The 14,474-nt window shown below is 46.8% G+C and carries 8 protein-coding genes; 6 read left to right on the top strand and 2 right to left on the bottom strand.

From position 1 onward, the window contains the following. Nucleotides 1-12: 12 nt before the first annotated feature. Entirely contained in the window at nucleotides 13-4,761 is a 4,749-nt protein-coding gene (locus ABD846_RS01675; protein WP_344822024.1) for a PKD domain-containing protein, read from the bottom strand. Nucleotides 4,762-4,985: 224 nt separating this feature from the next. Between ABD846_RS01675 and kynU the strand changes: the two genes are divergently transcribed. The 6 genes from kynU (at nucleotide 4,986) to priA (ending at nucleotide 13,383) form a co-directional block, all read left to right on the top strand. Beyond that, entirely contained in the window at nucleotides 4,986-6,248 is a 1,263-nt protein-coding gene (gene kynU / locus ABD846_RS01670; protein WP_344822022.1) for a kynureninase, read from the top strand. Nucleotides 6,249-6,321: 73 nt separating this feature from the next. Then, on the top strand, nucleotides 6,322-7,614 hold the full coding sequence (locus tag ABD846_RS01665) for a sensor histidine kinase (protein ID WP_344822020.1): 1,293 nt from the start codon (nucleotides 6,322-6,324) through the stop codon (nucleotides 7,612-7,614). A gap of 58 nt (nucleotides 7,615-7,672) precedes the next feature. Continuing rightward, nucleotides 7,673-8,239, top strand: coding sequence for an RNA polymerase sigma factor (locus ABD846_RS01660; RefSeq protein WP_344822018.1), 567 nt, complete (start codon nucleotides 7,673-7,675; stop codon nucleotides 8,237-8,239). Nucleotides 8,240-8,265: 26 nt separating this feature from the next. Continuing rightward, nucleotides 8,266-8,577, top strand: a complete 312-nt coding sequence (locus ABD846_RS01655; protein ID WP_344822016.1) for a hypothetical protein — start codon at nucleotides 8,266-8,268, stop codon at nucleotides 8,575-8,577. Nucleotides 8,578-8,636: 59 nt separating this feature from the next. Then, nucleotides 8,637-10,862 carry a helix-turn-helix domain-containing protein gene (locus ABD846_RS01650; RefSeq protein ID WP_344822014.1) on the top strand — a complete coding sequence of 742 codons (2,226 nt, stop codon included), beginning with the start codon at nucleotides 8,637-8,639 and terminating at the stop codon, nucleotides 10,860-10,862. A 46-nt stretch (nucleotides 10,863-10,908) separates the two neighbouring features. Continuing rightward, nucleotides 10,909-13,383, top strand: coding sequence for a replication restart helicase PriA (gene priA / locus ABD846_RS01645; protein WP_344822012.1), 2,475 nt, complete (start codon nucleotides 10,909-10,911; stop codon nucleotides 13,381-13,383). On the opposite strand, the gene bla is transcribed toward priA, so the two are convergent. Then, entirely contained in the window at nucleotides 13,384-14,301 is a 918-nt protein-coding gene (gene bla / locus ABD846_RS01640) for a class A beta-lactamase (RefSeq protein ID WP_344822010.1), read from the bottom strand. Between the last annotated feature and the right edge of the window lie 173 nt (nucleotides 14,302-14,474).

The raw sequence follows: 14,474 nt of genomic DNA, 5'->3' as shown, positions 1-14,474 counted from the left end.
AGTTCCGGCTTATTATTTAATTATGGTTACATCCCCTTTCAGAAATACGGTTTCTCCATTGTCGCAGGTAGCCTCCACCGTGTACACATACGTGTCCGGTCCGGCGGGTGTTCCGTTTACAGAACCATCCCATCCCTGCTGCTGCACATTGGCATCCATATCGTGGCGCTCAAATACTTTTTGTCCCCAGCGGTTGAATACAATAAACGATTTGATCTTACCGACTCCCTGCCCCTGCGGATAGAAATAGTCGTTTTTACCGTCGTTGTTAGGTGTAAACGTGTTGGGAATAAACAGTTGACTCTGGTCACAGAATACAATGATCTGCACGTCATCTGAGTCCACACATCCGAATTCTGAAGTCACTTTAAGTGTATAGATCGTAGTGGAAACAGGGTGAGCAACGGGACTCTGGCATGCTGCACAGGTGAGGGTTTGTTCCGGGCTCCAGAGATACGTTTTCCCGAACTGCGAATTACCATTCAACTGAACTTCCGTACCCGCAAGCACTTTCTGATCGGCACCGGCATCAGCTTTAGGAAGCGGATGAACGGTAAGGTTCACAAACGCCGTATCCGGTATACATGAGCCTTCGATTCCGATAACACGGTAAACAATACTCGTATCTGCTGTGGCAATCGGTTCGGCAATAGTATAGCTGTTCAGGAACTTCTCAGGACTCCAGATATACTGTTGTGCACCGGAAGCGATAAGCTTGATTGGCGTCTGCGCACAAACATCTTCGTTTTCCCCTACCACAATGGTGGTCTTTGTCTTAATGCCCAACTGCAACGTATCGATATTGGTACAACCATATTGATCGGTACCGCGGACAATATAATTTTTAGCCACCTTACTGCTGGTGGTTGGCGTGTTACAATCAGAACAGCTCAGCGTTGCATCCGGGAACCAGTAATAGGATACGCCGCCCGATGCTGTGAGCGCAACCTGATCGCCCAGACAGATAACCGTATCGGCAGCGGTAATCTTAGGCAGATCATGTACCTGGAATTCGATATCCGTGGTATCTATACATCCGTTGGTATTTGTTGAAATCAGTCGTAACGTATGGGTGCCGGTACTGGTGTATGTTTTCCGGAATGAGCGGGTGAACACGTGTGTACCATCTTCAAGAATCCACTCGGAAGATTTGTAATCTGAAAAATAGCTGGTGGAGGCATCGCTGAATGTGATCTCTGCATTAATACAGGCGGGAGTCATTTTAATGATTGCATCCACGCCATCCACCTTGATCGTATCCAGACCAAGGCTGGTGGTCGCGCATCCTTTTCCGTCTCCGAGGGCAAGTCGTGGTACGTATGCGCCTGGTTTATCGTAGGTATGATCCATCGTATAAACACCGGTGGTAGCTTTTGTATAACCGTCAGCAAAATCCCATACAAATTCCGCACCACCAAATGCGTCTGACTTAAAGCGTACTTCCAGCGGGGCGCATCCGCTCAGGGGCGAATACGTAATAGCGCCGTCGTAGCCGGCCACGCGTGCATAGTGACGCACCGTATCGGGGCAACCATGTGCATCATAGGCCACTAGCGTGATTGTGTACACACCCGGAGCAATATAAGGAGCTGTCGGGTTATCCAATGTGGAAGTACCTCCGCCGTCAAAATCCCAGGCGTATCGGATTGCATTTACCGAAGTATTGGTACATGCAACAAATAGAGGAGGACATAATGCAACGGAATCTGCCATGGTAAACGCGGCAACCGGCTTAGTGAGTTTTACAAAACCTGTTTTCGTGATCGAATCTTTACATCCTGAAGCATCGGTAACCACCAGGGTCACATCATAGGATCCCAGGCTGTTGTATACGTGTGTAGGAGCATCGCCTGTACCCGTTCCGCCATCTCCGAAATACCATTTGTATGAAAGTCCGGTACCGCCTGAAGTACTCCTGAATTTAACCGTTTGCCCGATACAGGAATAAGTATCGATATTGTATACAAAAGAGGCCGAAGGCTTACGTAGATCCACATTGGTTGTTGCAGAGTCTTTACAACCCCAGGCATCGGTGGTCACCACTTTTATCGGGTAGGTACCTGGTGCGGTGTATAGTTTAGATGCCTTAATAGCGGTATCCGTAGTAGTGGTAGCGTCTCCCCAGTACCATGTCCGGCGTACATTCTTTACACCCTGCACATTACTGCTGCTGTCAGATACGGAGACGGAACTCGGGAAACATGCGATCAGCGGGCTGGCTATAATTTTCATCATTGGTTTGGCGGCTTTCACCAGGTTGTTTTTACTGAAAGTGTCGAAGCAACCATGATCGTTTTTGGTGATCAGCCTGAATGAATAGTAACCGGTGTCTCTGAATATCGCATATTCTTTTCTCCGGGAAGTATCGAACTGCACGGGAGCGGCTGTTGTAGACCACACGAATTCAGTGACCCAATCCGGCCTGGTCCAGGTGATAAAGCTGGTATCATTCACACATACGTTATTTGCCGTATAGTCCAGACGAGGATAATACAGATGAATTGTCTGGTAGGCGGTATCCACGCAGGAGAAAGTGTCATTTTTCGCGATAAGGCGTATTGTATAGACACCCGTATCTGCATAGGTATGTATGGGATTTTTACTGGTGGCAGTATAGCCGTCCCCGAAATTCCATTCCCAGCGATTGGCACGGTAAGAGGAGTCGAGCACCTGCACTTTTCTCAGTGAGTCGCAGAAATATTTAACGCCGAAACGCGCACCGGGAGGATTGATCACGAGTAATTTTGAAAGCGTGTCCTCGCAACCGTAGCGTATGGCATGCAAAGTCACGTAGCGATCGCCTGAGACAGTATACCGGTGAGAAACACCCGTGCTGGTATCTTCATCTGAGTGACCATCACCCCAGTCCCATATATACCGCAAAGCACCACCGGTCAGACGCGTGCCGGTTATCCTGTCACCCTTACAAATCGTGTCCGGATTGATAACAAAATTTGCCACAGGTTTGAAACCTGCTTCAGTATAAATTGTATCTGTAAACGTACAGCTGTCGGTGGTCATTGTACAGATAACCCGGAACCGGCCTTCCGTAAGATAAATGTGCACAGGCGCTGCAGCGGTTGATATCGGACTACCGTCTCCGAAATCCCAACGGTAAGTTCTTATAGTGTAAGGGTAAAGAAACGGAGGGGCGATTCCCGGATACGGAGGGTCAAAATAATCATCCGGATAAGGGTCAGTCATTTTCCACAAGTCGGAACAATACCAGTAAGGTTTGCTGTAACCTTTTATGACGGTACAGGAGGGAGTCGGATACGTAGTGTCGGGAGCCGAAGGAAGATGGGTGTTTGTAGTGATTCTTGCCGAAAAATAAACAGTATCAGGAATACAGGGATTATTGGTAAAACCTTTTGCTTCCGGCTCCGCATCAAAAACCCTAACAATCATCGGGGAGTTTTTCTCGTTATAAAAATTAGTCGCATAACCTCCCGGATAAGGGAAAGTAGTGTCGCGCACACGGAATGTATCCAGGCAGCCCTTGTCTGATTTCGCAATCAGCCAGACGGTGAATACACTGTCCCAGGTGTAGGTATGAACCGGATTGGTGACTTTGGAAGTGGTTCCGTCACCAAATATCCAGAACAGACTGTCCGCTCCGCGTGAACGGCTTGTAAAATGCACGTCCACAGGTGCCGGACAGGGATAAATAGGCCAGTAAGAAAATACAGGAACAGGTTTTGGATAAGCGGTGTACGTTTTTACCATGGTATCCAGACATCCGGGGCCATAGTTGTCAATCATGGTAACCGTAAATGTTCCTCCTTTCCAGAAGTCACGCTGCATTACCAGCCCCGAGCCGGTAGGTCCGTCGCTCCAGGTCCAGGAAGTGGATAAAGGAGTCGGTTTGGAAATATTGTCGAAACGCACAAGACCGGTACCTGCGCAGACGCTGGAAGGCACTTTGAAGTCGGAGTGCATGGAATCTACAAGGATATAATCTTTCTTTAAAACGGTATCCTTGCATCCGTTCGCGTCCGTCACAATCAGGCGAACATCGTAAGAACCAACTGCGCCATAACCGATTTTCGGAGAGGAAGACGAAGATGTGCCGGCAGTACCAAAATCCCATGAATAGGAATAAGGTGCTTTCCCGGAAGTAACGGTGATTGAAAAAGTAACCGAATCAGGGAATTTACAAAGGTTCGTTTTGGAAGCGGTGAATCCTGCAACAGGCTTTTCGTTTATCGTTATTTTATTTGTATCGATACGCGACGATACGCAACCGTAACTGTTGGTCACTTTCAATGCGACATTATATTTACCCGGCGTACAATAAGTATGGGCACTGCTATTTTTGGTATCGATACCGCCGTCTCCGAAAGACCATACGGAAGTATAGGCTCCGGGTGCATTTGCAACCGAAGTATTCGTGAATGTGATTTCGGAACAGGGGCACGCCGATAAGGGAGAAGCGGTGTAGCTTACCGTAGGATTCGGATAAACGGTAATGACCATCGTTTTCACAGAGGTTCCCCCGGTGCTGTTTTTAGCAGTGAGCTTAACCGTATAAGTTCCGGTACCCGAAAATACTTTAGAGGGATCTTTGAGCGTTGAAGAAGTAAAATCACCAAAATCCCAGGAATAACTTGTAGCGCCTGAACTTTTATTGGTGAATGTGACGACCAGCGGATCACAACCGGCGGTTTTATCAGCAGTGAAATCTGCCACCTGCGCATTCGAGACAAGTGCTACAGATAAAAACAGCGATAGAAAACAAAGAATCTTTGTAAATGTTTTCATGAGACTCATTATTAAATGTTAAAATGGGGGTATTTCAGCGATAGGGATAGGTTCGAAGAAATACACGAAAGTGTAAGATACAACAAATATTTAATTTGCCAATTGATCGCACGGAATGCAGCGCATAGCCCGAAATATTAATTTGCGGTAATGCAGCGCTTTCAGCTGAAAGAAAAAATACAATTTGTGGTTACTTTTGCCGCGGACTTATAATTATGCACTAAATGACTGCTTTTAATACCAGCTTTGAATTTGCACATACTCAGGATCAATTGGATATTCTCCACCCGTTTCGTGAGCGCTTTCTTTTTCCGCAGCACAACGGCGTGAATACGGTTTATTTCTGTGGAAATTCGCTTGGGTTGCAGTCGTCGGGTGTAAAATTTCTGATGGATGCAGAGCTGGAGGATTGGGGCAAATATGGTGTCGAGGGTCATTTTCAGGCCAGAAGTCCCTGGTTTTCGTATCATCAGCAGTTTTCCGGCCCGCTTTCCCGCATTGTTGGTGCCCAGCCTGATGAGGTGGTTGCCATGAACACGCTTACGGTAAATCTGCATCTGCTTATGATGAGCTTTTACCGGCCGCAGAACGGTCGTTATAAAATCATTATGGAAGCAGGCGCATTCCCGAGCGATCAATATGCTATTGATACTCAGGCGCGTATGTACGGATTCGATCCTAATGACGCAATTATCGAAATCAGCCCCCGCGAAGGAGCCCACATTATCGAGGAAGAAGATATTATCAGCGCAATTGAAGCTGCCGGTACGGAACTTGCATTGGTATTGTTCGGAGGAGTGAATTACTACACAGGCCAGTTGTTCGACATGCAGGCCATCACAGCAGCAGCGCACAAGGCAGGCGCTTATTGCGGATTCGACCTGGCCCACGCTGTAGGTAATGTGCCTTTGTCGCTACACGACTGGGATGTGGACTTCGCATGCTGGTGTTCCTATAAATACCTCAACTCCGGCCCCGGAGCAGTAGCAGGAGCTTTCGTCCATGAACGCCACGGTAACAATCCCGAAACGTTCCGACTGGCCGGCTGGTGGGGCAATGAAGAAAAAACAAGGTTTCAGATGAAAAAGGGATTCATGCCTGCTAAAGGTGCGGCCAGCTGGCAAATGAGCAATGCACCCGTATTTAATATGGTGGCGCACCGCGCATCCCTGGATCTGTTCGATAAAGCCACGATTGCTGCTCTCCGTGAAAAAAGCATTCGCCTGACGGCATACATGGAATTCCTGCTCCGCGAAATACAACACCTTTCTTTTACGATTATTACTCCCCCGGATCCGGCACGCAGAGGAGCGCAACTATCCCTCCTGTTTGATGAGCGTGGCCGGGAAGTATTTGAAGCGCTTACTGAAAACGGCGTGATAGCCGACTGGCGTGAACCGAATGTGATCCGCATCGCGCCGGTGCCGATGTACAATAATTTTGAAGACTGCTACCGCTTCTACAAAATACTGGAATCCATACAGTAAGCCGTACACATTACCGAAAATTACGTTAAACGAATCTTTTCGTAAAGGCAACGCTTATCTTCGCGGCATGCCAATGAAGAAAGTATACCCCTTAATTATTGCGCTTATTACCTTTTCGGTATTGGGCATCCTGTATATTCAACTTTCGTGGATCAAGAATGCCCGCATCGTAAAAAGTGAAGAATACCTGCGGGATCTTGAAAAGACAGTGTTGGGCGTCCGCTCTCTTTGTTACAATTCCTTCATCAATGCGGAAGGGTATAATCCGGAGCAACTGGACGAGGCTAATAAAGAATACCTGCTGATCACCAAATTTACCGCACAGGCCATTTCTCCTGAAGAAATGAATATGATCATCGTGCGCGCCATGAAAAATCAGGGTATCAAACAGCCCTTCGAATATTGTGTGACGAATCTCTATAACAATCCGATCAGCGCCAGTAAGGGGTTTGAAAGCTCGATGTTTGCAGAAAGCGTGGATATACGCCTGAGTCCGCCGATGAGTCCGCAAACAGAAACTTTTTTCCTTTATGTAAAGGAGCCCCAGAATTATATCACCCGCCAGATGGCGTCTATGATCATAGCGTCGATCTTCTTTACTATTATCATTATCTCCGCTTTTGCACTTACCATACGCACTATGCTGCGGCAAAAAAACATTTCGGAAATCAAATCCGACTTCATCAACAACATGACGCACGAGCTGAAAACACCACTCGCAACGATATCCTTAGCGGTAGATGCACTGAACAATGAGAAAGTGATCCACGATCCGGAAAAGATCAGGTACTACGGTGGTATGATCAAAGAAGAGAACCGCAGGATGCACAAACAGGTGGAAACCATTCTTCAGGCTGCCAAACTTGAGAAACAGGAGGATCTGAATCTCAGTGTTCAAAGCCTCGATGCGCATGCTGCTATAGACAAGGTAGCTAAAAACCTTTCTCTGCAGATACAGGAAAAATCAGGCGAACTGCACCTGAACCTGATGGCAGGAAAATCTTTCGTGGATGTAGACGAAATGCATTTCTCGAACATTATTTTCAACCTGCTCGATAACGCGATAAAATATTCCAAAGACGCTCCTGTGATCCATATCACCACACAGGTGGTCAACGGCATGCTGTCCATCAAAATAAAAGATAACGGGATCGGGATGAGCCGCGAGACCGCGAGTCGTGCGTTTGAAAAATTCTACCGTGCACATACCGGCAATCTTCACAATGTAAAAGGGTTTGGTCTCGGATTAAGTTACGTAAAGAATATGGTGGAGGCGATGAATGGCCACATAAAGCTGGAAAGTGCACTGGGTAAAGGAACTACGTTTACCATCCTGATGCCCCTGTCCAAGCACAATAATGATTAGATGCTTTATGGAAAACGCCATAAACTGTGTCTGAAAAAAGCAACAACGCCTTATCTCCTTGAACAAGCAGGATAACCATAAAAGCGATGACGAACTGATCCTGTCTTTCCGGCAGACAGGCGATAATCGCTGGCTGGGATTACTGCTGGAAAGGCATACACTTTTGTTACTGGGTATCGCGATGAAATACCTGAAGGATAAACATGCTGCTGAAGATGCCGTGCAGCAGGTATTTATCAAAACGATCACCGCTTTTCCGAAAGAACCGATCCAGAATTTCAAAGGATGGCTGTACATCCTGATGCGTAATCATTGTTTTGGTGTGCTTCGTTCTCCTGAAAGGTTTATAACAGATGATGGTCTGGAGTATGTGCCTTCACCGGAAAATAATTCTCCTGAAGACTGGAAGCTCCGAGAACAACAATGGGAACATATGCATACCGCGCTGCAATTGCTCAATCCGGAGCAGCAAACCTGCATCCGCATGTTCTACATGGAAGAACGCAGCTACAAAGAAATAATGGAACGTACTAACTTTAGCTTCGAACAGGTGAAAAGCTACGTCCAGAACGGGAAACGCAACCTGAAAATATTAATGCAAAAAATGGAGCAGAGCCGGTCATGAAAAAGCCTGAAAACATAATAGGCAAGGTGCCAGAAATTTCTGAAGAAGAAATGCTGGCCTATCTGCAAGGTTCGCTTCCAAGAGAAAGACAGCGGCAGATCGAGGAGCTGATCAGTGAAGACGCTCCCGAAGCAGATGCACTGGAAGGACTAAAACTGTTGCAGAGCAGCGAAGCATTGCGCAGCACACGACTGCTGCAGCAGAAACTGCATACGGAATTGCTGAAAGACAGAAAACGGACACGCAGTATTTCCTCGGATTACTGGAACTGGATTGCCGTTATTGTGATCCTGCTGCTGATCATTGTGGGCTACGTTGTGGTACGTATTGCATCCTGATTAAGCATTTAATTGGATACAGGAATAGGTGGGTCCGAAGGGTTTTGGTAATTTGCGGCATGTCTTTTAATCCGGTCATCCATTCAGACTTTTCCATAGCGGCACAATACGTTACCCAGACCGACCGGTCTTTGTTCGTAACGGGAAAAGCTGGTACGGGTAAGACAACTTTCCTGAAATATATCCGCGAAAACTGTCCCAAAAAAATGGCAGTCGTAGCACCGACGGGTGTGGCGGCCATGAATGCCGGCGGAGCAACTATCCATTCTTTCTTTCAGTTGCCTTTCGGAACGTACATTGCTGATTACCGTCCGGACTGGGGCAGTGGCGGTATGGAGATCAACAACCGTCATTCTCTGCTGAAAAACCTGCGTATACGATCTGACAAGCGTGAAACGATCAAAGAACTGGAACTCCTGATCATAGATGAGGTGTCTATGCTGCGGGCAGATATGCTGGATGCAATCGATGCTGTTCTGAGACACATACGTGAAAAAGACCAGATCCCTTTCGGCGGTGTGCAGATCGTATTTATAGGCGATTTATACCAGCTGCCTCCGGTGGTCACGCGCGAGGAATGGCAATTGATGAGTAGTTATTACCGAAGTGCTTTCTTTTTTGATGCGCAATGTGTGCAACAGATTCCGCTGCTCTCCATCGAGTTGAAGAAAGTGTTCCGCCAGAGCGACAATACATTTATCCGGGTACTCAATAACATCCGCAACAATCAAACCACGAAGCCGGACATGGATATCCTGGAGGAGCATTATCTTCCCAATTTCACTCCGGAACCGGGTTATATCCTGCTTACTTCACACAATGCACAGGCAGACCTGATCAACAAATCGGAACTGGAAAAGCTCGATGCACATCCGCATTATTTTGACGCTGCGGTCAGAGGGGATTTTAATGAGCGAAACGTACCTGTAGACAAGCAGATGATGCTTAAAGAAGGTGCACAGGTAATGTTTGTAAAAAATGACAAAGGGGAAAACCGTAGGTATTATAACGGTAAGATTGTAACGGTATCAAGAATACAAAACGGGAAGGTATTCGTATGGCTGGATAACAACATTGAAATAGAGCTGGAGAAAGAAGTCTGGCGGAATATCAGCTACCAGTATGACCGCGATAAAGATGAAGTCAAAGAAGAGGAACTGGGTTCATTTACACAATTCCCGGTACGTCTGGCTTGGGCAATCACCATTCATAAAAGCCAGGGGCTTACATTCGACAAAGCGATTGTAGACGCAGGTAAGTCCTTTGCTGCCGGACAGGTGTATGTTGCACTGAGCAGGCTTCGTTCTCTGGACGGACTCGTATTGCATACACGGATACAGCCCTCACAAGTGATCACCGATGAACGCGTGGTACAGTTCTGCAACAGGCTTACCGATACCGAAGAACTGCAGGCACATCTTGCCGGCGAGCAGCAACGTTATGCGTGTCAGCGGCTACAGCAAAGTTTCGATCTGGAAAAATTATTTGAGCAGGTGCAGGAGTTGTTACGAACCGTTCATAAATCAGCTATTCCGGAGAAGGAAACAGCAAGTAAGCTCATACTTGCCTGGTTTGAAAAACTGGAAAAGGAAAAAGACGTTGCAACAAAATTCCGGAATCAATTATCCCAAATCCTGAATACCGGCGCAGACACCGACTACCCCTTCCTGTATCAGCGCACATTATCTGCGGGACAATATTTCCTTCCGCTGATGCAGCGTATGAGTCAGGAATTATCGGAGCATATTACGGTTTACAAGGTGAAACCTAAAAGCAAAAAATACCTCCAGTATCTGAGGGCTGTGAACATCCTGCTGCAGCGGAAAATTTTTGAAATAGAGCAGTCACTCAGTCTGGCACAGGGACTCGCTAAGGGGGGCAACGTAACGAATCTGCTCGAAAGCATCGCCAAAGACAAAAAACAGTTTGAGCATACCAATGAGCAGCTGCACCAGGAGGAAGACACTTCAGTGAAAGAAACTGTTCCCTCCCGCAATATCAGCCTGGAAATGTACCAGTCGGGAAAAAGCATTGAGGAAATTGCTGAGACGCGCAGCATGGCCGTAAGTACTGTGGAAGGACATCTCACTCATTTTGTAGGTACAGGTGAAATGCCTGTCTCCGCCTTTGTTTCGTCTGAAGAACTTGCATTGCTGCTCCGGAAAATTACCGCACAACCGATGGCCAGCGCCACACAGTTGAAAGCGGATTTGCCCGACTCCTACTCATATACAAAGATCAGAGCTGTACTTGCTTACCACACATTCGTAAAAAACAACGGATAACACCACCTTTTTTCTTCTCCTTTTTAATACCTAATTTGCAGTAGCGATGCTATCATTTGGTAACCAGAAGGATTTTCAGTTTGCAGAGGTAATCCTGCCGCTCAATTTTGCCAACACGCTTACTTACGGCGTTCCGGTGGATATGCAACAAAAAATTGTTCCCGGAATGCGGGTAGAGGTTGCGCTCAAAGACAATAAATTTTATGCAGGCATTGTGCTGCGGCTGCACAACGATAAACCCGAAGCATACAGTATCCGTCCCATACGTGCAATTCTGGACCCTTATCCGGTAGTTAATCAGCAGCAGCTTGATTTCTGGCGGTGGATCAGCAGCTATTATATGGCGAGTCCCGGGGAGGTGATGAATGCTGCGTTACCCGCTCATCTCAAACTCTCTAATGAGACACATCTTGAGTGGACCTGTCGCCAGGACCATGATCTGCATCAATGGGATGATTATACACACAGGGCTATCGAGCAATTGATTCTACGCAAGACTATCACTATAAGTGAATTGCGGCAGATAGTCGGATCGGGACAGTTATCATCAGTCATTCACACGCTTATCGAAAATGAGCTGGTCTACGTGAATGAAGGATTGGAACCCTCCTACCGGCCTAAAAAGGAAAAGATCGTTCGCCTGAATGATGTATTCAGCGATGATGAACAATTGCATATACTGTTTGAAAAATTAGGTAAAGCGCCTGTACAGCAAAATCTGTTGATGGCCTTCCTGACGCTAAGCAGGCAGGAGGGATTCGTCCGGAGGGAGGATCTATTGCAACAGGCCAAAGCGAAAGCCCCACAATTGAAACCGCTTGTTGATAAAGGCGTGTTTCTGATTGAGGAAACAGTCATCGACCGTGTACAGTTAAAATCGGGGAAGGAACCGCAATCTGTTATATTGTCCGAACCGCAGCAGCGGGCTTTCGGGGAAATCGGTCATGCCTTTTCGGAAAAGAATGTTTGTTTGCTGGAGGGAGTTACCGCCTCGGGCAAAACATTACTATATATTGAGCTGATCAAAGAGCAAATTGCAGCCGGCAAGCAGGTACTTTTTCTGTTACCGGAAATAGGAATTACCACTCAGCTCGTACAACGTCTGCTCGCGCATTTTGGTAACGAGCTTGGTGTATATCACAGCCGGTTTTCCCATAATGAACGCGTGGAGATATGGGAAAAGGTACGGAAGGCCGAATATAAAATAGTATTGGGTACAAGGTCCGCACTATGGCTTCCTTTTAGCGCTCTCGGTCTCATTATTGTGGATGAAGAACACGATAGTTCTTATAAGCAACACGATATGTCACCGCGCTTCCAGGCAAGGGATGCTGCGATATATCTTGGCGGACTGTATCAGGCCAGAATATTACTTGGCTCTGCAACCCCTTCGGTAGAAAGCGTGTGGAATGCCCAGCAAGGTAAATACGCACATGTATTATTATCCGAGAGATATGCCGGAATTGCTTTGCCTGCTATTCAAATTGTGAGTGCGCATACTTTAAATGAAAAAAATGCGGCAGGCGTCCGCCTGCTTACTCCCGAGTTGTTGGATGCGATACAAAATACGCTCACAAAGCGCAAGCAGGTGATTCTTTTTCAGAACAAAAGAGGATACGTTCCATTTCAGATGTGCCGCAGTTGCGGATGGGTGCCGCAATGTGTGAATTGTGCCGTTTCGCTCACCTATCATAAACCGACCAATAAATTACATTGCCATTATTGCGGCTTAAAAGTACCGGTGGTATACCGTTGCCAGAAATGCGGGAGCTCCGATATGCAGCCCCGTACTTTCGGCACACAAAAGCTGGAAGAAGAAATTCAGACACTGTTCCCTAAAGCACGAGTGGCACGTATGGATACCGATACAACCCGTGGAAAGCTGGATTTTGAACGCTTGCTGGAGCAACTCAGGCTCCACGCGATCGATATTCTGATCGGCACACAAATGGTGGTAAAAGGTCTGGATTTCCCGGATGTGACACTTGTTGGGATTATCAGTTCTGACAGTCTTTTGAGTTTTCCCGACTTCCGTGTGAATGAAAGAGGGTTTCAGCTGATGAGCCAGGTTGCGGGAAGAGCAGGCCGGAAAGACGGTGACGGCAAAGTGCTGATTCAGGCATTTAATACGAATCACCCGGTATTACATTGGGTTAAAGACCACAATCTCCGGGACTTCGTTGCTGCAGAGCTGAACGAACGCAGCCAGTTTTTATACCCGCCTTTTTGCAGGATGATCCGGATAACCCTGCGCCATCATGATGAGGAAAAAGCAATACGGGCAGGAGGAATAATCGCAAATCAGTTTGAAAATTCGGAGTCCGTGATTGTACGCGGTCCTGTGCCGGCACTTATTTCCCGCGTACGCAATCAATATTTGCAGGAGGTATGGCTGAAAGTTCCGCATCAGTCGAACGTGCAGGAAGCAACCAAACGCGACCTGTTGAAGGCACGTGATCTTGTTCATAGTCAGAAAGGACTGTCGGGAGTACAGATAATTTTTGACGTAGACCCCTATTAATTATTTTCCTGCAAAATACCGATACACCAGCCTGGTGGCATTTGCAATAGCCGCCTGTCCGTGGTCAACATCAACATGGGCATCCGTTATATATACGCTTAATGCAAGGTGGTTTCCATTTGGCAATGTAACGATAGCAATATCGTTAACCGTTCCGGGACCGTTGTCGGGATAGCAGGTTCCGGTTTTGTCAGCTACCGGGGTACCTTCCGGTACGCCGGCACGAATACGTGCATCTCCCGTTTTGTTATGTAGCATCAGGTCCAGTAGATAATCCGTATGTTCCTTATTGACAACTTTATTTTTATAAAATGCGAGCAATAACTCTGACATTGCATGAGGAGATGTACTGTTTTTGTATTGTCGTTGCCAGACTTCATGCAACTCGGCTTCCGTGTTCCTGATTTCAATATCCGGGAAGCCTTTTTCTGCTATAAAGGAATCTACCTGATCTGGTCCACCGCAGAACCGGAAAAGTACGTCACAGGCAATGTTGTCGGAGCATGCGGTAACAAAATACAGAAGGTCTTTCAGCGGCAGTCTGAAGGATTTTGTACCCAGACTGTCCCTCATAGGACTCCAGGTATTTTCTATGAGATCTGTCGCGTATATCTGAATTGATGTATCAAGCCTTATATTCTGAACTTCACACTGATGGAGTACAGCCAATGCAAGCGGGAACTTAAACGTACTCTGCATGGGCATTGCCGTATCGCCATTTACAGAAATTGATTCGCCCGTTTCCAGTTCTGTTGCATAAAGCGCCAGCTTCATATTGCTGCCAATACTGTCAATGGCTTTTACCAGCACAGTCATTTGCTCCGGTTCAGTCTCCCTGTTAGCAGACTGAGGGGAAGAGCATGCAATTACCTGTATCAGTGTTATAATTGAAAAATAAACAGACCGCGTTCGTAGCATGTGTGTAATTTAATGCATTTTACCTGTCCGCATCTGAACAAAGTTGTCATTCAATACTGCTTTGATTTCAGTTTTACAGTAGGGTAAGCGCAAAAAAAAGCGTCTCAGATTGCTCTGAGACGCTTGTAATAAATATGGCAGCTACCTACTCTCCCGCATTGTTGTGCAGTACC

The sequence above is a fragment of the Rurimicrobium arvi genome, assembly GCF_039540495.1.
Classification (GTDB): Bacteria; Bacteroidota; Bacteroidia; order Chitinophagales; family Chitinophagaceae; genus Rurimicrobium; species Rurimicrobium arvi.
This window is presented reverse-complemented; position numbering and strand designations above follow the sequence as displayed.

Coding starts and splice junctions, on each gene's coding strand:
- ABD846_RS01675 (WP_344822024.1), bottom strand. CDS start 4,761: ATGAAAACATTTACAAAGATTCTTTGTTTTCTATCGCTGTTTTTATCT.
- kynU (WP_344822022.1), top strand. CDS start 4,986: ATGACTGCTTTTAATACCAGCTTTGAATTTGCACATACTCAGGATCAA.
- ABD846_RS01665 (WP_344822020.1), top strand. CDS start 6,322: ATGAAGAAAGTATACCCCTTAATTATTGCGCTTATTACCTTTTCGGTA.
- ABD846_RS01650 (WP_344822014.1), top strand. CDS start 8,637: ATGTCTTTTAATCCGGTCATCCATTCAGACTTTTCCATAGCGGCACAA.
- priA (WP_344822012.1), top strand. CDS start 10,909: ATGCTATCATTTGGTAACCAGAAGGATTTTCAGTTTGCAGAGGTAATC.
- bla (WP_344822010.1), bottom strand. CDS start 14,301: ATGCTACGAACGCGGTCTGTTTATTTTTCAATTATAACACTGATACAG.